This is a genomic window from Actinoallomurus purpureus, from assembly GCF_024055795.1.
Lineage (GTDB): Bacteria > Actinomycetota > Actinomycetes > Streptosporangiales > Streptosporangiaceae > Actinoallomurus > Actinoallomurus purpureus.
The window spans coordinates 51,439-69,863 of the sequence record NZ_JAMXMY010000013.1 but is presented as its reverse complement, the minus strand read 5'-3'; the positions used below and the strand labels follow the sequence as shown (position 1 = coordinate 69,863).

Annotated in this window: 14 protein-coding genes and 2 pseudogenes; 4 read left to right on the top strand and 12 right to left on the bottom strand. The window is 69.5% G+C overall.

What is annotated here, in order from left to right:
* Positions 1-35: 35 nt before the first annotated feature.
* A complete protein-coding gene (locus NE236_RS23920; RefSeq protein ID WP_252844343.1) occupies positions 36-1,556 on the top strand; it encodes a PucR family transcriptional regulator in 1,521 nt (506 codons plus the stop codon).
* 448 nt (positions 1,557-2,004) lie between these two features.
* Here the strand turns inward: NE236_RS23920 and NE236_RS44605 are convergent, their stop codons facing one another.
* From NE236_RS44605 to NE236_RS23875, 10 genes and pseudogenes are all read right to left on the bottom strand, one after another.
* Positions 2,005-2,547 (bottom strand): MmyB family transcriptional regulator, encoded by a 543-nt coding sequence (locus NE236_RS44605; RefSeq protein ID WP_308209149.1) that lies wholly within the window; start codon positions 2,545-2,547, stop codon positions 2,005-2,007.
* A 173-nt stretch (positions 2,548-2,720) separates the two neighbouring features.
* A pseudogene (locus tag NE236_RS44600) lies at positions 2,721-2,918 on the bottom strand (helix-turn-helix domain-containing protein); the annotation flags it as partial.
* Between the two features lie 158 nt (positions 2,919-3,076).
* Positions 3,077-3,811, bottom strand: coding sequence for an SDR family oxidoreductase (locus tag NE236_RS23910; protein WP_252844342.1), 735 nt, complete (start codon positions 3,809-3,811; stop codon positions 3,077-3,079).
* A 187-nt stretch (positions 3,812-3,998) separates the two neighbouring features.
* Positions 3,999-4,838, bottom strand: a complete 840-nt coding sequence (locus NE236_RS23905) for an SDR family oxidoreductase (RefSeq protein ID WP_252844341.1) — start codon at positions 4,836-4,838, stop codon at positions 3,999-4,001.
* Between the two features lie 217 nt (positions 4,839-5,055).
* Positions 5,056-5,733 (bottom strand): response regulator transcription factor, encoded by a 678-nt coding sequence (locus NE236_RS23900; RefSeq protein ID WP_252844340.1) that lies wholly within the window; start codon positions 5,731-5,733, stop codon positions 5,056-5,058.
* Positions 5,730-6,932, bottom strand: a complete 1,203-nt coding sequence (locus NE236_RS23895; RefSeq protein WP_252844339.1) for a sensor histidine kinase — start codon at positions 6,930-6,932, stop codon at positions 5,730-5,732. The genes NE236_RS23900 and NE236_RS23895 overlap by 4 nt, the downstream gene beginning before the upstream one ends.
* A 98-nt stretch (positions 6,933-7,030) precedes the next feature.
* Entirely contained in the window at positions 7,031-9,241 is a 2,211-nt protein-coding gene (locus tag NE236_RS23890) for an MMPL family transporter (protein WP_252844338.1), read from the bottom strand.
* A 350-nt stretch (positions 9,242-9,591) separates the two neighbouring features.
* On the bottom strand, positions 9,592-10,440 hold the full coding sequence (locus NE236_RS23885) for an aldo/keto reductase (protein ID WP_252844337.1): 849 nt from the start codon (positions 10,438-10,440) through the stop codon (positions 9,592-9,594).
* A gap of 406 nt (positions 10,441-10,846) precedes the next feature.
* Positions 10,847-11,512 carry a nitroreductase gene (locus NE236_RS23880; RefSeq protein ID WP_252844336.1) on the bottom strand — a complete coding sequence of 222 codons (666 nt, stop codon included), beginning with the start codon at positions 11,510-11,512 and terminating at the stop codon, positions 10,847-10,849.
* A 616-nt stretch (positions 11,513-12,128) separates the two neighbouring features.
* Positions 12,129-12,614 carry a MarR family winged helix-turn-helix transcriptional regulator gene (locus NE236_RS23875; protein ID WP_252844335.1) on the bottom strand — a complete coding sequence of 162 codons (486 nt, stop codon included), beginning with the start codon at positions 12,612-12,614 and terminating at the stop codon, positions 12,129-12,131.
* A 1,122-nt stretch (positions 12,615-13,736) separates the two neighbouring features.
* On the opposite strand from NE236_RS23875, the gene NE236_RS23870 reads away from it, so the two are divergent.
* Complete coding sequence (locus NE236_RS23870; protein ID WP_252844334.1) at positions 13,737-14,027, top strand: hypothetical protein; 291 nt, start codon at positions 13,737-13,739, stop codon at positions 14,025-14,027.
* Between the two features lie 1,948 nt (positions 14,028-15,975).
* The gene (locus NE236_RS23865; RefSeq protein ID WP_252844333.1) at positions 15,976-16,416 is read left to right on the top strand and encodes a cupin domain-containing protein; all 441 of its coding nucleotides are present in this window, start codon (positions 15,976-15,978) and stop codon (positions 16,414-16,416) included.
* A 71-nt stretch (positions 16,417-16,487) separates the two neighbouring features.
* On the opposite strand, the pseudogene NE236_RS45145 reads toward NE236_RS23865, so the two are convergent.
* Positions 16,488-16,589, bottom strand: a pseudogene (locus tag NE236_RS45145) (type I-E CRISPR-associated endoribonuclease Cas2); the annotation flags it as partial.
* A 60-nt stretch (positions 16,590-16,649) separates the two neighbouring features.
* Positions 16,650-16,805 carry a hypothetical protein gene (locus tag NE236_RS23860; RefSeq protein ID WP_252844332.1) on the bottom strand — a complete coding sequence of 52 codons (156 nt, stop codon included), beginning with the start codon at positions 16,803-16,805 and terminating at the stop codon, positions 16,650-16,652.
* A 64-nt stretch (positions 16,806-16,869) separates the two neighbouring features.
* Between NE236_RS23860 and qcrB the strand changes: the two genes are divergently transcribed.
* Positions 16,870-18,246 carry a cytochrome bc1 complex cytochrome b subunit gene (gene qcrB, locus NE236_RS23855; protein WP_252844331.1) on the top strand — a complete coding sequence of 459 codons (1,377 nt, stop codon included), beginning with the start codon at positions 16,870-16,872 and terminating at the stop codon, positions 18,244-18,246.
* Positions 18,247-18,425: the final 179 nt, after the last annotated feature.

The window sequence follows — 18,425 nt, the reverse complement described above, 5'->3', positions numbered from 1 at the left end:
CCACCGACCGGAGACGATCGACGAAGGGAGCCCTCATGCGGCTGCGGAGTCTCCTGACCATCTCGGATCTGCGGCTGGAACTGGTCACCGGACACGGTGAGCTCGACCGAACGATCCGCTGGGTGGTCACCACCGATCTGAAGGACCCCGGCCGCTACCTGAGCGGCGGCGAGCTGGTCCTGTCCGGCCTCGTTTGGCGGGTCCGTCCCGCCGACACCGAGATCTTCGTACGGGCCCTCACCAAGGCCCGGGTCTCCGCCTTGGCCGCCTGGGACGCCGAGGCCGCCACCATCCCCGCCGACCTGATCGAGGCCTGTCGCCACCACGGCCTGCCGCTCTTCCGGGTGCCGGAGGACGTCGCCTTCGCCAGCGTCACCGAGCAGGTCATGCGGCGCCTGTCCACCGCCCGCGCCGCCGACCTGACCGCCGTGCTGGGCCGCCACCGCCGCCTCGTCGCTGGTGCCACCGAAGGCGCCGGCCTCGGTCCCCTCCTTGATCTCGTCGGCCGTGACCTGGGCATGCGCTGCTGGGTGCTGGCACCTCCCGGCCGGCTGGTCGCCGGCTCCCACGACCTGCCCGACGCCCTCTCCCCCGCCGACCTGGTCCGCGCCTTCCTCACCGCCCCCCGCCTGCCGGCCCCGCTCCCGGGCCGCGACCTCTCGATCCTTCCCGTCGCCCCGGACACCACCTCACGCGTCGCCGACTGGCTCCTCGTCTGCGAGGGTGACTGGACCGAATGGTCCGCCGAACGCCGGGCCCTGACCTCAGAGCTGACCGCGATCGTGGCCATCGAGCGGGCCCGCTCGGACGATCACCTGAGCGCCGGGAGCCGTCTGGCCCAGGAGCTCGTGCGCCTCGTCGTCGCCGACGCCGCCACCGCCGAGATCCTTCCCCGCCTGGAACTGGCCGGGCTGGACCCCGCCGCCGTCATCGCCGTGGCCGCGAGCGCCGAGCGCGCACCACGTCCGGACGAGCTGTGCCGCCTGCTCCGCGAGATCCTTCCCACCGGGTCCGCCGTGGGACTCCTCGACGACGAGGCGGTCGCGCTGGTCCCTGCCGCCGGGCCAGATCACGACCTCGCCGGAGAGATCCGGCAGGCGCTCCTGGTCCTGTCCCCCGGGCTCACCGACGGCGGCCTGGCGGTGGGCGTCGCCAAGGCCACCACCGCCGAGGGACTGCGCGGCGCCGTCAAGGAGGCCCGCCACGCCCGCGCGCTGGCCGCCGGCGGCACCGACCCGGTCCGCGTCGTCGGCCCCGGCGAACTCGCCACCCACGCCCTGCTGCTGGCCGGCGTTCCCGACGACGCGCGGACCATGTTCAGGGATCGCGTGCTCGGACCTCTCCGCGCCTACGACGAGGCGCACCGCGCCGACCTGATCCGTACGCTGGAGACCTTCCTCCAGGTCTCCGGCTCCTGGACCCGGTGCGCCGACCAGATGCACCTCCACGTCAACTCGGTGCGGTACCGCATCCAGCGCATCGAGGAACTCACCGACCGTGACCTCGCCCGCCTCGAAGACCGCGTCGACCTCTTCCTGGCCCTCCGCCTCCGCTGAACGAAAGCAGGCTCACTTCTTTTCTTGGTCACCCTTGGTGATCCCGTGGTATCGTTCTGTCATCAGCACGCCCCGTGCCCAGGCGACGCGGGGCACCCTCCTCGGTCCGATAGCCGTGCACGCTGGACCGACAGCGTCCGGAGGGACGTGCCACGCGGGTCGGCGGCTCTGCCCGCCGACACCAGGGCACGAAGACGATCGGCACATACCCGGCACCCAGCCGGAACGATTCCCGAGGATTCCTCAGGATCGCTTAGCCAATCAGAGACGCTCAGGTCGCGGATGTACTCGCGTTCCATGCGTCGGCTCTGCGCTGAGCCGACGCCGCTGGGCGCCGCTGATCGTCCTGGGTCATGAGTGCTGGCGGCGAGCGCCTGAGGCCTGCCTGCCCGGCACTTGTCAGCGCCGGGCAGGCGATTCGCGGTTGAGGTGGACGATGCGGCGGCCCTTATATCCTCGGGACGCCCGAACCTGCCGATCTTGAAGGGTCAGCACCGACGGTCTCGGCTGGTTCGCCCTTCTTTCGAGAGGTCGTCCAGCTGGCGAGGAGTCTCAGCGCGGCCTCGGAGGCCGAGCCGGGTTCGGTGGTGTAGATGTACAGGGTCTGCTCCTCCACGGCGGGGAGCTTCATGGCCTGGTACGTGACGGTGAGGTCGCCGACGACCGGATGGTGGTAGCCCTTGGTTCCGTCGGCGCGTTCGTGGACCTTCTGATCGACCCAGTGTCGCCGGAAGGGCGCGCTGTGAGCCGAAAGCTCTTCCACCAGTCCCTGCAGCCACGGATCGTCCGGGTGCCGGCCGGCGTCCATACGGAGCATTGCCGTCGTGTCGGCGGCGACGGTCTCCCAGTCCGCATACAGGTCCCGGGCGCAGGGGTCGAGGAAGACGAACCGTGCCTGGTTCCGCTCGGGGCCGGGAAGCGCGTCGAAGTCGACGATGAGGGCCATGGCGAGGCGGTTGCCGGCGAGGATGTCGGTGCGTCGGCCGAGCACGAAGGCGGGGCAGTGGGCGTCGTCCAGCAGCCGGCGGCCGGCCGGACCTCCTGCGGTTCCGGCCGAGGGGCGCGGCGCTGCGCGTGGGAGGCGGGATGGGCTGCGAGGTCGAACAGGTGAGCGCGTTCGGTGTCGTCCAGGCGCAGGGCGTCCGCCAGGGCGCCGAGGACGGCCGACGACGCGGTACGGCAGCGCCCTTGCTCCAGGCGGGTGAGGTAGTCGGAGCTGACGCCGGCGAGCTGGGCGAGTTCTTCCCGGCGCAGACCGGGCACGCGCCGCCTCGAAGCATGGTCTGGCAGTCCCACGTCGGCGGGCTTCAGCCGCTCGCGGCGGGAGCGTAGGTACTTCCCCAGGTCCACCAGGTCTTCCATGTTCTGAGTCTGCCCGACCGGGGCAAGCCGCCGAGTGGCGTGGCCGGTCTGGGCTCGTTCGGGGAGGCGTGCGGTGGGCCGGGGGCGATCTGGCCCACCACCTTCCAGCTGGGGCGCGCCGTTACCGGGTGTGGTGGGCCAGGCGCCGGTGACCGGCATCAGACGGCTTGTGCGGTGGGCAGGATGGTGATCTCGGTCAGGTTCACATGAGGGGGCACGGAGGCGATGAACGCCACCGTCTCGGCGATGTCATCGGACTGCAGGACGTCGATGTCCCTGATCAGCCCGGCCATCAGCGCGGTCGCGTCCGCGTCGGTGACATGGTCGGGCAGCTCGGTGTCGACCATGCCCGGTTCGATCGCGGAGACCCGGACGTTCTTGGGCCCGAGCTCGACCCGCAGGAGCCGGGTGAGATGGCTGATGTAGGCCTTCGTGCCGGAGTAGATGGAGAACTTCTCCAGAATCCGGGTGGCGGCGATCGAGGAGGTGTTGATCAGATCGGCCGGGCCGTCGGCTGCGGCGGCCGTCAGCTGCGGGAGGAACGCGGCGATGACGTTCATGACGCCACCGATGTTCAGGTCGATCTGGCGCTGCCAGTCATCGACCTTCAGGTCCTCGATCGCGGAGATCAGCTGGACGCCGGCGTTATTGAACACCAGGTCCACGGGGCCGAGCCGCTCGGCGATCTCGTCTGCCGCGGCCTGGACCGCGGCACGGTCGGTGACGTCGACGGGCACGGTGACGGCGGTGCCGCCGGCGGCCTCGATCGTGTGCACGAGCGCGTCGAGCCGGTCCTTGCGGCGGGCCAGGACGGCGACCTTCGCGCCGAGCCGGGCGAGCCGCTGCGCGGTGGCGGCGCCGATACCACTGGAGGCGCCTGAGACCACCGCCACGCGTCCGGCCAAAGGAGTGCCGGTGAGGATTTGTGAGGTTGCCGTCGAGGTCGACATGGGAGTCATCGCTTTCGGTGTCATGAGCGGCCGGTGTCCGGGCGACGCCGGCCGATGGGTCGGGAGGCCGGCCTCGCGGAGATCGGGGGATCGGGGGATCGGAGGCTCCGCGAGGCCGGCTGGTCTGGATTCAGGCGGCGCCGTCGTGGGCGGTGGCGATGGACTTCTGTCGCCAGGGTCCGGTGTCCTCGCGGATCCGGTGGATCTTGGTCTCGAGGCGTTCGAGGGTGTCTCGCCCCAGGTAGAGGTGGCCGGGCAGCTTCTCCTGCGCGGTGACCTCATAGATCAGGGCCGCGCCCCGGACAGGGTCGCCGAGCTGCGCGTGGTTCGCGGTGTCGATCCAGTCCAGCGTGTTGTGCGCCGGCGTGCCGTCGTAGTCCGCGATCCGGGCCGCAGCGACCGACAGCGAGCTGGCGTCGAGGAAGTCGGTTCGGAAGACTCCGGGCTCGACCACCATCGTCTGGATACCGAACGGCTCCAGCTCGGCCGCCAGGGCTTCGCTGATACCCGCCACGGCGAACTTGGAGGCACTGTAGAGACCGACACCGGGCTCGCCCTCGAAACCGGATCGGGATCCGATGTTCACGATCTTGCCCGAGCCCTGGCGGCGCATCACCGGCAGCACCGCACGGGTCATGTTGATCAGTCCGAAGACGTTCAGGTCGAACAGTGATCGCGCCTCGGCGTCGGTGATCTCCTCCACCGCGCCCAGCAGGCCCCGGCCCGCGTTGTTGACCAGCACGTCGATCCGCCCGAACCGGGTCACGACCTCACCCACCGCAGCGGGAATGTCCCCGGTCCTGGTCACGTCCAGGGCCAGCGGCAGCACATGCGAGGAGTTCTTCAGATCGTCCGGGAGCCGGTCGGGGTCACGCACCGCGACGGCGACGTCATCGCCGTCGCCCACGGCGGCCCGGGCTATCTCCGCCCCGATCCCACGCGATGCTCCGGTTACCAACCACACAGCCATGATGAGTGTCCTTCCTGACAGGTTCCACTTACCGCGCCCGCCGCATCACCTGCGGGTCCGGCGTCCGTGGTCACAAGCCTGGGCAACAGAAGGACGACCAGGAAGGCCGGGAATTTCCTGGGAAAACCACACCCAGGATCCACGGCCGGCATGCGCGCAGGGACGACCCGGCGTCCCGGCGGACCTGCGCGCGCCCGGACACCGCCGGGGCACGCCCTCAGTGCGGCGGCGCGGGCCGTACGAGTCCGGACTGGTAGGCGATCACGACCAGCTGGGCGCGGTCGCGGACGTCCAGTTTCGCCATGGCACGGTGGACATGGGTGCGCACGGTCAGCGGGCTGACGACGAGTTCTTCGGCGATCTCACTGTTGGACCATCCCTCGGCGGCCAGTGCCATCACTTCTCGTTCGCGGGCCGTGAGGGCGGCGAGGCGTTCGGGTGACGCCAGGCGGGCGCCGGATTCGGGGGTCGCGAGGAAACGCGTGATGAGTGCCCGCGTGGCCGACGGGGACAGGAGCGCATCGCCGGAGGCCACGGTGCGGATCGCGGTGAGGAGTTCGCCGGGTAGGACGTCCTTGCCGAGGAAGCCGCTCGCGCCGGCGCGGATCGCCTGGGCGACGTACTCGTCGACCTCGAACGTCGTGAGAATGAGCACGCGCGTGGCCGACAGATCCGGGTCGCCGCAGATGACGGCGGTGCCGGTCAGGCCGTCCATGCCGGGCATGCGGATGTCCATGACCACGACGTCGGGGTGGTGCGCCCGGGTGAGTTCGACCGCTTCCTCGCCGTCGGCGGCTTCGCCGACCACGTCCATGTCGGCACACGAGTCGATCAGAATTCGGAAGGTCGCCCGCAGGAGGGCCTGGTCGTCGGCGAGGAGGACGCGGATGGTCATACGGTCGGAGCCTCTTCCGGGTTCCGGGGGTGCAGCGGGAGTTCGGTGGTGACCTCGAAGCCCCCTTCGGGGCGGCGGCCCGCCAGGAACAGGCCGCCGACGGAGAGGGCGCGTTCGCGCATGCCGATGAGGCCGAAGCCGCCGCCCGACGCGGGAGCGGAGGGGACCGCCGCGCCTCCGTCGTCGGTGACCGTGATGGTCAGCCGGTCGTGAGAGTAGGAGAGCCGTACGCGCGCCGTCCTCGTGGGGGCGTGCTTGGTGACGTTGGTGAGTGCCTCCTGCACGATCCGGAACGCCGTGAGGTCCAGTCCCGGTGAGAGACGTTGCGGTTCGCCCTCGGTGGTGACGGTGACCGTGAGTCCGCCGGACTGCAGCGAGGCGATCAGGCCGGGGAGCTGCGCCAGTCCGGGGGCCGGTTCCACAGGTGCGTCCGGGTCGCCCGCCTGGCGCAGGAGGCCGACGGTGGCCTTGAGTTCGCGCAGCGCCGAGGAGGTGGTGCCGGTGAGGTCGGCAAGGATCTTCTGGGCCTGATCGGAACGGGTCCGCGCGAGGTGCGCGGCGGTGCCGGCCTGGGCGTTGGCCAGGGCGAGGTGATGGGCGACGACGTCGTGCAGCTCGCGGGCGATTCGCATGCGCTCCTCGGTGACCCGGTGCCGCGCCTCCTCCTCTCGGGTGCGCTCGGCGTGCTCGGCGCGGGCTCTCAGGGCCTCCAGGTAGGCGCGCCGCAACCGGACCGAGCTGCCGACGACGGCCGGCAGCACCACCCAGGCGAAGGGGTTGGCGGTCTTGAGGTACAGCGAGTGGGAGGTTGGGTCGGCGATCAGTGACGTGCCCACCAGCAAGGTGGCGGTGGCGATGGCGTAGGCGCGGGTGGTGCTCCGGTCGGTACGGATGGCCAGGGAGTAGAGCGCGGCCATGACCGGTGCCATCAGCAGGGGGGTGAGCAGGTAGCCGAGTGCGGCCATGGCCACGACGCCGGCGGCGGTCAGCGTGACGGTTGTGCGAGGGCGGCTGTGGTGCCACAGCAGGGCGGTGCAGGCGATGCCCGAGAGCAGCACGGCGGGCCACTGCACCCGACCGCTGGGGTGAGGCCGGCTGAGCATGCTGCCGGGGAAGGAGGCTGCGAAGAGCAGCAGGGCAACCGCCACGGTGAAGACATGGGGGTGGCCCCGCACGTATCGCTGCCAGCTGGTGATCATCGAGCTTTCCTGTCAGGTGCTGTGACCATTGTGGACGGTCCTGAACGGCCGACGGGCCACCCGTGCCTTTCACGGGCGGCCGTCGGCGTTTCGGGCCGTCAGACGTGCGCGGACTCGCGCCCGGCCGCCTGGTTCGCGGCCAGGAGGGCCGAGGACCGGTCGCCCAGTGCTTCGCCTTCCACGTCCACGCGGGGCAGCACCTTCTGCAGCCAGTGTGGCATCCACCATGCCCGTTCGCCGAGCAGGGCGAGGACCGCGGGCACGATCGCCATGCGGACGACGAAGGCGTCGAGCAGGACGGCCGTGGCCAGGCCGAAGCCGATCATCTTGATCATGGATTCGCCGGAACCGATGAAACCGGAGAAGACCGCCATCATGATCAGCGCGGCGGCCACCACCACACGGGCGCTGTTGCGGAACCCCGAGACCACCGCCTGGCAAGGCCCGTCCCCGTGAACGTACGCCTCCCGCATCCGCGCGACCAGGAAGACCTCGTAGTCCATGGCGAGGCCGAAGACGATGCCCACCATGAAGATGGGCATCAGGCTCATGATCGGACCGGGCTCGATGCCGAGGAGACCGGCCAGCCAGCCCCACTGGAAGATCGCGACGACCGAGCCGAGGGCCGCCAGCACCGACAGGAGGAAGCCCAGGGCCGCCTTGAGGGGCACGAGCACCGACCGGAAGACCACCGACAGAAGCAGGAAGGCGAGGCCCACGACGACCGCGAGGTAGGGGATGAGCGCGTCCTGGACTTTCTGGGCGGTGTCGATGTTCACCGCCGTGGCACCGCTGACCTCGAAGGTCGCGCCGGTGGCGGACTCGCTCGCGGAGCGTTCCGCGCGGATGGCGTGGACGATGTCCTTGGTCTTCTGGTCGCTGGGGCCGGTGGCCGGGACCGCGGAGAACACCGCGGTGTCGCCCGTGGCGTTGAACCGGGCCCGCGAGACCGAGACGACACCGTGGGTGGCGCCGATCTTCTGGGTGATCGTGGCCACGGCGGCCTTCGGGTCCGTGGCGTTCTTGGCATCGACGACGACGGTCAGCGGGCCATTGAAGCCGGAGCCGAAGCCCTTGGCCAGGTCGTCGTAGGCGCGGCGCTCGGTGGTGGAGGTCGACTTGGCCTCATCGCCGGCCATGCCCAGTTGCAGGTCCATCACCGGTACGGCGAGCACCCCCAGCCCCACGACCCCGAGGAGAAGAACGGGAAGGGGCCGGCGCAGGACGAACCGGGCCCAGCGGGTGCCCCCGTTCGCCTTGACGCGGTCCATGCTCCCCGCGCCCCGGCGCGCGGCGCGCGGCAGCACGGCGCGCTGGAAGAAGCCGAGCAGGGCCGGTACCAGGGTCAGCGCGACGAGTACGGCGACCACGACCGTCCCCGCGGCGGCCAGGCCCATCTTGGTCAACATCGGAACGCCGACCACCGACAGCCCGGCGAGCGCGATGACGACGGTGAGTCCGGCGAACACCACCGCGGACCCGGCCGTGCCCGCGGCCAGACCCGCCGCCTCCTCCGGAGCATGCCCCCGGGCCCGCTCCTCTCGGTAGCGGGAGACGATGAACATGGCGTAGTCGATGCCGACCGCGAGGCCGAGCATCGAGGCCAGCGTGGTGGTCGTCATGGACAGGCCGAGCGTGCTGCCCAGGGCGACGATCGAGGTGACGCCGACTCCGACACCCATCATGGCGGTGATCAGCGGCAGCCCCGCGGCGGCCAGCGAGCCGAAGGTGATCAGCAGCACGATGGCGGCGATGGCGACACCGATGATCTCGCCCGGTCCGCCCGCCGAGGGCTGACTCGCCAGCACATCGCCGCCGACCTCGACGGTCAGGCCCGCCGCCCGGCCGCGCTGGCCGGCGTCCTCCAGCGTCTTCTTGTCGGCGTCCGTGAGGTCCTTGCTCTTCACCTTGTAGGTGACGGTCGCGTACGCCGTCGACGCGTCCTCACTCACCGCGTGCGCCTGGAAGGGGCTCACGGCACTGGCGACCTGTGGTCCGGCGGCCACCTCGCGCACGGCGCTCTCGATGACCTTCCGGTTCCCGGTCGCGGTGACCTTCTTCCCGTCCGGAGCGACGAAGACCAGCCGGGCGGACGCTCCGTCGGCCTTGCCGGCGCCGGGGAAGCGCTGCTGGATCAGGTCGAACGCCTTCTGCGACTCGGTGCCCGGCATGGAGAACCCGTCGTCGGGCGCGGCGGCGGCCGTGGCGGCGCCGAAACCGACGACGCCCAGCACCGCCACCCACATGACGGCGACGTACCAGCGCCGCCGGAAGGCCGACCGGCCCAGTCGATAGAGAAAAGCAGCCACGTGATGAGGTCTCCGCATCTTGTCTCGGTTACCTCATGAGGCTGTCAGCGCGGTCCCCGTCCCGTCGTCGTGCGCCTGCCGACACTTTGGACTACTGAGAACGCAGTACGCGCCCGGCCGGCCCCGCTGACGCCGTGGGATGGCGCGTTCGGTGAGAGTTCCCCCTCAGGTCGATTCCTTCACGCGCACACCGTTCACGGGCAACCCGGCCGGAGTGGTGCTGGGGTCAGAGGGCGCCGTACCTCACCGAGGCCGGGCTGCGCGCTCACGTGCGGGCGGTGTGCGATGCGACGAGCCTGAGGGTGATCGCCTAGAACCGTGCTAATCGCCCGGTTCACCCCTTTTTGCGATCAGGCGAGGTCGGCAAGGTCCTCCTCGGTGAGAGTGATCGACCGGGCGGTCAGGTTCTCCTCCAGGTGAGCCACGGAACCGGTACCCGGGATGGCCAGGGCGACCGGGGACAGGGCCAGCAGCCAGGCCAGGGCGATCTGATGGGCGGTGGCGCCGTGCCGTTCGGCGACCTTGACCAGGCCGGGCTCGTTGATGTCGGCCCTGCCGCCGCCGAGGGGGAAGAAGGGGACGAAGGCGATGCCGGCCTGCGTGCAGGCGTCCAGGACGGCCGTCTCGTCACGATTGGCGATGTGGAAGTTGTTCTGGACGGCCGCGACAGGAGCGATCGTACGGGCCTCGGCGAGATGGCCGGCATCGACGTTACTGATGCCCAGGTGGCGGATCAGGCCCTCCTCGCGCAGCGCGGCGAGCACCTCGAAGCGTTCCGCGAGCGACTCGCCGTGCGGAGGTTCCATCATGCCGATGCGCAGGTAGACCAGATCAAGGCGATTCAGGCCCAGGCTTTCGAGGTTGGCTTCGACCTGGGGCCGAAGATCGGCGGCGGTGCCCTGGCCGGGACCGTCGGGGCCGAAGACCGGGCCGACCTTGGTGGCGATGACCAGGGAGTCCGGGTACGGGGACAGGGCCTCGCGGATCAGGGCGTTGGCGCGCACCGAGCCGTTCTCGCTGCGATAGAAGTCGGCGGTGTCGATGTGGTTGACGCCGAGCTCAACGGCGCAGCGCAAGACGGCGCGGCCGGACTCAGGGTCGCGGGCGGGTCCGCCCGGGCCGCCCTGGGGCAGGCGCATGGCGCCGAAGCCGAGCCGGTCGATCGTAAGGTCGCCGCCGAGGCGGAACTGGTTGGTCATGTCTCTCCTCGTGATGTGATGTGGTGCCTGCGGGAAAACGGAATCGTTTCTTCGGTCGGCGCCGAAGCAGGACTCCCCGTGGCACGAGCCGGGGATCCACTTCCTCAGGAGCCGGTGGAAGTCAATGTGTGCCGAGCGTCGTCAGTTGGTGATCACGGCACTGCGTTGGACCCACTCGCTGCCGTGTGCCGCCCGGTGCATGAAGGCGGCGACGTCCGTCGGGTTGCCTTTCATCGGCAGCCGCTCACCCGCGCTGTATGTGCCCTTGGCGGGCCATGGGTCAGCTTGGTCGGGTAGACCACTGTCCGGTCCAGCCCGTTGGAGCGGATGCGCTTGTCCGCGATCTCCTTGTGCGCGCAGATCGACCGCAGCAACGTGCGGTAGATCAGCTTCTGCGATTGCAGTACTAGCCATCGACGAACGTGACCGTCTCGTCGAGCGGCGCCCGGCCCGTACGGGCGTAATCCACCGTGACGTCCTCGAACCCGATCGACATGCCACAGAAGAGGATGAGCCCGTCCGGGGGTGACAGGACCTCCGCGACGGTCCTGCGATACACCGACCACGCCATCTGTGGGCAACTGTGCAGCCCTTCGGCGCGGAGCAGCAACATGACGGTCTGCAGATACATGCCGACGTCGGACCATTGGGCCGGGCCCATGTCGCGGTCGATGTAGCAGAACAGGGCGGCGGGAGCGCCGAAACAGCCCCAGTTCGCGGAAGCGGCCCGCTGGCGTGCCTCCCAGTCCTCGCGCGAAATACCGAGTGCGCTGTAGCGCTCCTTGCCGAAGGCGGATCGGCGCTCGCAGTACGGGGACTTCAGCGCGGGCGGGTACATCTCGTACTCCCGCTCGTCCCAGGGATCACCTGCGGCCACGCGCTCGCCGGCCCGCTTCTTGAGCTCGGCCAGCGGCCCACCGGTCAGCACGTAGGCGTGCCACGGCTGGAGATTCGATCCGGACGGCGCCCAAGCCGCGGCGGACAGCACGCGCTCAAGCACCTCCCTCGGGACATACCGGTCGGTGAATCCGCGCACCGCCCGCCGGCTCGTGACCGCCTCATAGACGTCCAAGATCGCTTACCTACCCATCAGCCCAATCCGTCTTGTGTATCTCCGTTACGTTCGCGACGGTATCACTTAATACCATCCGCAGGGTATGTGAGCCCCGAACATCGTGAGGAAGGTGACTCGTACAGGCGCCGACCACGAACGTCGCCGTCGCCTACTACTCCGCTACAGGAACAATCTTCACGCCGGCCGACGAGGTACGCGCAGGCGCCGCCGGCGCCGGGGCCGAGGTCCGCCTGCGGCGCGTCCAGGAGAGCGCGGCCGTACAAGCGGTCACCCGTAACAACGCCTGGGCAGAGCACGTCCAGGTCACCGGGCACATTCCCGTGGTGACGCATGAGGACCTGCTGCGAGCGGACGCGTCATCTTGGGCACAGCCGCCCGGTTCGGCAATGTCGCGGCCCGGCCCAAGGCGTTCATGGACACCCTGTTCGGCCTCTGGCACCAGAACCTGCCGCCGGCAAGGTCTACGGCGACTTCACCTCGACCGCCTCACGCCACGGCGGACAGGATCGACCCTGCTGGCGCTGTACAACTCCGTTCACCGCTTCGGCGGCATCGCGAAAGCCGCATGAGACGAAGCGCGCCCACGCGGTAGGCAACCGGCGCGCGGGCGCGCTTACGCCTCACCGCCTGCGGGATAGGCAAACCGGGTCAGCAGATGCGCCAGCTGCTCGGGCTCGCCGGGCCCCATTTGGGCAACCAGACGCTCAGCCAGCGGCTCCGCCGCCACATGGGCCGCATCGAAAAGCTCGATGCCCTGAGGCGTGATCTCCACCGCCCGCACCCGCCGGTCCCCCGGAACGGTCTTGCGTACGGCCAGCCCCCTACGCTCCAGGTCGTCCACGACCCGCATGATTCCCGCCTTGTCCGACCCCGTCGCCTCCGCCAAATCCCGCTGCACTGTTGACCCGCGGTCGACCAGCACGATCAACACGGCAAAATGCCGCAACTCGATGCCGAGCGGCCGAAGCGCCTCTGCCATCACCGCAGCCGCATGCCAGTGCGCCCGGCGCAGCAGCAAGCCGAGAGCGAAAGGCGAGGCATCCCCGGGGCGGCCGGTCGCACGCGAGGCGGTGGTCCTAGGAGGAACGTCGGCGGTCATGAGAGCACATTATCGGCGATCCGTTCATTCGATACAGTATCATTTGAAATTAAATGCGGCTCGGACCCAGCCGACCTGAGCCCCCGATCTCAGCGTTCCGGAGATCCGCTGGTTGACGGCACGTCATCGTCACACCCCACTGCCCCAGCACGAGCACCGCCTGCACTGGTCACGCTACCGACGTGCCAGCCAGACCCGAGCCCGCCGCTGCCATTACCAACGCCGCTCATCCAGCTGGTCAGCGTCATGGACCCCAACGGCATCCCCGCCGCCGCACTCGCCAGCCGACCCGCCCGACCAGCGCAGCGGCGCGGCGCGGCACCGTTACCTCTGGCGGCCATGCGGGCCGTCAGTCGGGGACGGCAGCAGCAACGCGGGCATACGCCGCGTCGTTCACTTTGGCTCGGGGCCCGGCACCCACTGCGGATCACCGTGCCGTGGCTGCCGCCGAGCACCGCTGAGGTTCACCACTGGGGGCGCCACGGGCGCGGTTCCGTCCCACCAGGGCCTCGACCACCCATGCTCCGCTGCCCCTCCGCAGGTCCGTCACCCGATCCGGCAGGTCCGTCACCCGATCCGCCAGGGTGATGCGGCCTCGGCCCAGTCGCCCACCGGCCCGGCCCCTCCGCAGGTCCGTCACCCGACTCCGCAGATCCGTCACCCGACTCCGCAGGTCCGTCACCCGATTCCGCGGATCCGTCACCCGACTCCGCAGGTCCGTCACCCGATGCGGAAGTGTGATGCGGCCTCGGCCCAGTCGCCCACCGGCCCGGCCCCTCCGCAGATCCGTCACCCGATGCGGAAGTGTGATGCGGCTTCGGCCCAGTCGCCCACCGGCCCGGCCCCTCCGCAGATCCGTCACCCGATGCGGAAGTGTGATGCGGCTTCGGCCCAGTCGCCCACCGGCCCGGCCGCCCCGCGGATGCCGTGGCAGTGTGATGCGGGTGATGCGGCTTCGGCCTGGCCGTCCACCGGCCCGGCCGCCCCGAGGATGCCGTGGCAGTGTGATGCGGCCTCGGCCTGTGCGTCCACCGGCCCGGCCGCTTGGTCGGCAAACCCGGCGTGTGTTCAGCAGGCGAAGTCGGTTCGGCGGACGGAGTCGGTTCGGCGGACGGAGTCGGCTTGGGCGTCGGGGACGGTTCAGTCGGTGAGCTCTGTTCGCTCGTCGGGGTCGCCTTCACGGATCGGGTCGGCTTGGCGGGTGGAGTCCGGGTCGCCGAACTCGAGTCGGCGGCAGCGGCGGTGCTGCGTCGAGGTGTCGCGGTCGTAGGCGTGGCGGCGCTACGGGTCGGCATCGGCGACGCGCTCGGGTCCGAGGTGGCCGCTTTGGATGAGGGGGACGTCTGGTCGCCCGACCGTGTGGGCTGGGCTGGACGGCTCGGCCGCGCGCTCTGGCCCGCGCCGGTTTCGTGAGCGCGGTCGGAACTGGACAACGCGTAGGCCGCTCCCGCGACCGCGGCGACGCAGGACACCAGGGCCACGACCGGGAGGAATCGGCTCCTGACCGATGACTTCATCTGCGTGGCGTGCTTGCCGCGGACGGGCAGCGGCTGCTCGCCGTCACGTGCGTTCGAATCCTCGGCCCACGCCGCGTCGATGGACTCCCAGCCGGCCGATCCCACGCCGACAGGCGCGGCCTGTGCGGAGGGCCCGTCGAGTGTGCGTGTGCCATCGGCGGCGGCCGCCGCTGCTTCGCCGGGCGCGCGCGCGATCGTCGCGCACGAGGACAGCACCCGTTCTCGTTGTCCCGCCGGAGGCTCGTACCCCAGCGTCACCAGCCGGTGCAGCGCCTCCCCGCTCAGCGGGGAGAGCATGACCGAATCCCGTGTCTCCCGGCTGCTCACGGAGGCGGCGGCCTCCTCCAGGCGCCGTTGCGCCTCCCGGGCGAATGTCTCGGCGGTCTCCCGCGTCACCCCGAGAACCTGGGCGGTCTGCTCTGGATCGAGAGCATTCGCCAGCGCCAGGATCTCACGGTGTTCGGGACTCAAGAGGGCCAGCGCGCGTCGCAGTGGGTCGGTCGACGTGGTCGTCTCGACGGCCCGCGCGAGGGCGCCGCGTCGTAGGCACTCGGCCCGGGCGAGGGAGTGAAGCCATACCGGCAACTCCGTGTCGTCGCCCGGGACGGCGTCCGGATGGCGGGCGACCGCGCTGAAGGCGTCGCACAGCGCATCGTCCGCCTCCACGCCGACCATGACGTAGCAATAGGCGTAGAGCGGTTCGGCGTACTCGTCGTAGAGCGCGCCGAACGCCTGCGGAGCTCCCGCCCGTAGGGCCTCGGTCAGGGACACCGATACCTCCGTCCAAGCACATCGCCCCAAGATCGGTGCAATGTACATATAACGACAGGAAACCGATACTATCCGCCAACTCGGTATGCGACGGCGCCTTGACCAGGTAAAACGTCGCCCAGGCGGGTTGTCGTCCGACCGGCTCCACCGGACAGGCGACCCTAGGCCGGCGTCATCCACCGGAACGGCTTCGGCAACATCTAGGCCCGCATCGAACCCGGGCCAGCCCCAGACGTCGGCACACCCATCGTCGGCGCCGGACGCCCTGACTGATCCCTGCCTGCCGTCAGCGCCACCAGGGCCGGAACGACTGGGAGCGCGCCGGCGCCGCCTGGCGTCGGAGGCCCGCTTCTTTCCTTAGTCACCCTTCGTGATCCTCTGATATCGTTCTGCCATCAGCACGCCCCGTGCCCAGGCGACGCGGGGCACCCTCCTCGGTCCTATAGCCGTGCAAGCTGGACCGATAGCGTCCGGAGGGACGTGCCACGCGGGCCGACGGCTTTGTCCAACGGCACCAGGGCACGAAGACGATTGGCACCTACCCGGCCTCCAGGCGGGCACGATCCTGAGGATTCCTCAGGATCACTTAGCCAATCAGAGACGCTTAGACCGCCATCGCATGGCACGCCCCGGCATCCATCCGATCGGGCTCGATACTGATTCAGTGGAGAGCCCCCGCCGACGCGGGGACAACGATGGGGGCGTCCAGGACGCCACGATCCTCGAGCCATCCCCGCGGGCGGGTGAACGGGAGCATCGCCTGGATGGCGCTGTTGTGACAGCGTTCAACGCCGGGATTGCCACGGTGCGATGCGTTCTCGATGCCGCGGGCTCCCGGATTGTGGAGGCCGCCGACAGGAAGCAGGGTGGTCTCGGGATTCTCTGTGCGAGGCAGAAGGCGCACGGCCTGTCACAGATGCGGGCCGTACTTTGTCTTCACTGCGACGCAAGTTGTGTGAGCCCGAAATTGACGATCACGGTCACCGCCGAACGAGATTTCGGTACACCGGCCCAGAAAGCGGTGGCCGACGCGAGATCGTCCGTTCCGGGCAGGCCTACGGAGGTGTAGTTCAGTGTCGGAAAAGAACTCAGCAGGCGGGACCACCGAGCAGGAGAGCCCGACGACGTTCGGACCAAAGATGCTGCAGGACATCAAGCCGCCCTTCATTCCCGAGGGTGCTTCGGGAATGACCGTCCTCGTCGAGTGGTCTCCCGGTGACCCCGGGACTCCTCCGCACCGCCACTCGGGGCCGTGTTTCGGCTACGTGATCGAGGGCGCGATCCGGTTCGAACTCGAGGGTGAGCCGGAGCGCGTGATCAAGGCCGGTGAGACGTTGTACGAGCCGGGCGGTGACGTGATCCACTACCAGAACGGCAACGCCCTGTCGGACGCGCCGTCCAAGTTCGTCGTGACCATGCTGTGCGCGCCGGGCCAGCCGATGCTCACGATGGTCGAAGAGGAGGAGCTGGCGAAGCGGGCCCACCTGCGCGCCCCGCGTCCCTCCGCAGGCTGACCCCGCGAGTTCGATACGGGGAGGCGGAGCCGGAGACCGGCTCCGCCGGCGACGCGGCTGCGACAGCGGTCTCGGCCTGCGGTGCGGATGGCCCAACCTTGTTCGTTGTCAGCGGGTTCGACGAGGACGGCTTGGCCGTCCGCGATCCGGTCGGCGAGGAGCCTCCAGAGACGGTCTCGGAAACGGCTGGGTTGCCCACGAAGACGCCGGCGTTGACACTTACGGACGCGGGCTCATTCGCGGCTGCGGCGTTGCTGCATGGTCATGGCCGAGACATCTTCGCCGGAGAAGCGCATGCCGTACATGGCGCGTGCGACGGCCAGGCGTTCTTTGGTGCGGGTGACCGGCAGGCGGCATGACCTGCGACACATCAGGGCCAGCGATGTCACAGACGTGGGCGTGGATCGGTCTTCATGTGTGACGTTCCGTTAGACGCTGACATTTGGAGGGCCGATGACTCGTCGGTCACGGTACACGCGGGTCACCGGCCAGAGTCACTGGTCCTTCATGTTCGGCGAGATTGCCGCGTACGCGTTCATCGTGTTGGTGCTTACCGGCTGTTTCCTCATGTGGTTCTACGAACCCAGCATGAAGCCGACCGTCTACGGCGGTGCATATCCGACGCTGCGGGGCGTCCGGATGAGCGAGGCGTACGCCTCGACCCTGGATCTCAGCTTCGACGTTCGCGGTGGCCTCCTGGTGCGGCAGATCCACCACTGGGCCGCTCTCGTCTTCGTCGCCGCGGTGACGCTGCAGTTGCTGCGCCTGTTCTTCACCGGCGCCTTCCGTAATCCCCGCCTGCTCAATTGGCTGACCTGGGTAGGGCTGCTGGTGTTGGGCATGGCCGCCGGGGTCACCGGGACGGTACTGCCCGACGACCAGCTTTCCGGCGGCAGCCTCAGCCTCATCCAGGGGGTCATTCAGTCGATTCCGTTGATCGGCACCTACCTGATGCTCTGGCTGTTCGGCGGCGACTTTCCCGGCGAAAAGATCATCCCCCGTCTGTACGGGGCACATCTCATCGTCGGCGTACTCATTCTCGCGCTGCTGACACTGCGCTACCGGCTCGTACGGCGGCATGGGCACACCCGTTTTCCGAACCGGCGGCGGCCGGGACCCATCAGCCGCCGCTCCCGCCTGGTCGCGCTTGGAGCGCTTTTCTCCGCCACCTGCGGGGTTCTCGTACTGCTCGGGTCGGTCGCACAGGTCAACCCGATCTGGCTGTACGGTCCCTTCGAGCCCGGCTCCATCACCGCAGGCGCCGTACCCGGCTGGTACATGGGCTTCCTCGACGGCGGCCTGCGAATCATGCCGAACTGGGAACCCACCGTGTTCGGGCACCCTCTCAGCCTCGCGGTGTTCGTACCCGCGCTCATCGTCCCTGGGACCTTCTTCACGCTCCTGGCCGCCTATCCGATGATCGAGCGCCGGATCACCGGTGACCTGCGCGCGCACGACCTGCTCGATCGCCCACGCGATATGGCGACCCGTACGGCGCTCGGTGCCTCCGGAGTGACGTTTTACGGGCTCCTGTGGGCGGCGGCCTCAAACGACCAGATCGCCACACACTTCGATCTGTCTCTGACCGCCCTCACCGTCTTCTTCCGCGTCGCCGTGATCGCGGGGCCGCCTCTGGCCTTCACCGCCACCCGGCGACTCTGCCTCGGACTGCAGCAACGGGAACGCGACGAAGCGGAGCATGGCGTTGAGACCGGACTGATCCGGCAACTCGCCAACGGCGGCTTCGAAGAACTCACCCGCTCCCCGAACAGGCCATCGACCGGCCCCGCTCACGGCGGCACGTCGTCCCCCCTCCACCCGACGAGATGACTCGGATCCACCCTGGCAGCGGTGCGCCCGACGGGCCGGGCAGAACGGATCACGACGGCGGCACCATGGAGCAGGGCGGTCGGGCGGTGTGGCGGCCCGTCGTCCTGCCTCTTACCGATCGGCTGGCTGGGACACGACCCACAGCCTGCTGACGATCCACCCGGCCGCTATGGCGCCGT

What these genes read in the sequence shown, in the direction of transcription:
- qcrB (WP_252844331.1), top strand. Translation starts at nt 16,870, where the DNA reads ATGACTCGTCGGTCACGGTACACGCGGGTCACCGGCCAGAGTCACTGG.
- NE236_RS23875 (WP_252844335.1), bottom strand. Translation starts at nt 12,614, where the DNA reads ATGACCGCCGACGTTCCTCCTAGGACCACCGCCTCGCGTGCGACCGGC.
- NE236_RS23905 (WP_252844341.1), bottom strand. Translation starts at nt 4,838, where the DNA reads ATGGCTGTGTGGTTGGTAACCGGAGCATCGCGTGGGATCGGGGCGGAG.
- NE236_RS23900 (WP_252844340.1), bottom strand. Translation starts at nt 5,733, where the DNA reads ATGACCATCCGCGTCCTCCTCGCCGACGACCAGGCCCTCCTGCGGGCG.
- NE236_RS23920 (WP_252844343.1), top strand. Translation starts at nt 36, where the DNA reads ATGCGGCTGCGGAGTCTCCTGACCATCTCGGATCTGCGGCTGGAACTG.
- NE236_RS23895 (WP_252844339.1), bottom strand. Translation starts at nt 6,932, where the DNA reads ATGATCACCAGCTGGCAGCGATACGTGCGGGGCCACCCCCATGTCTTC.
- NE236_RS23885 (WP_252844337.1), bottom strand. Translation starts at nt 10,440, where the DNA reads ATGACCAACCAGTTCCGCCTCGGCGGCGACCTTACGATCGACCGGCTC.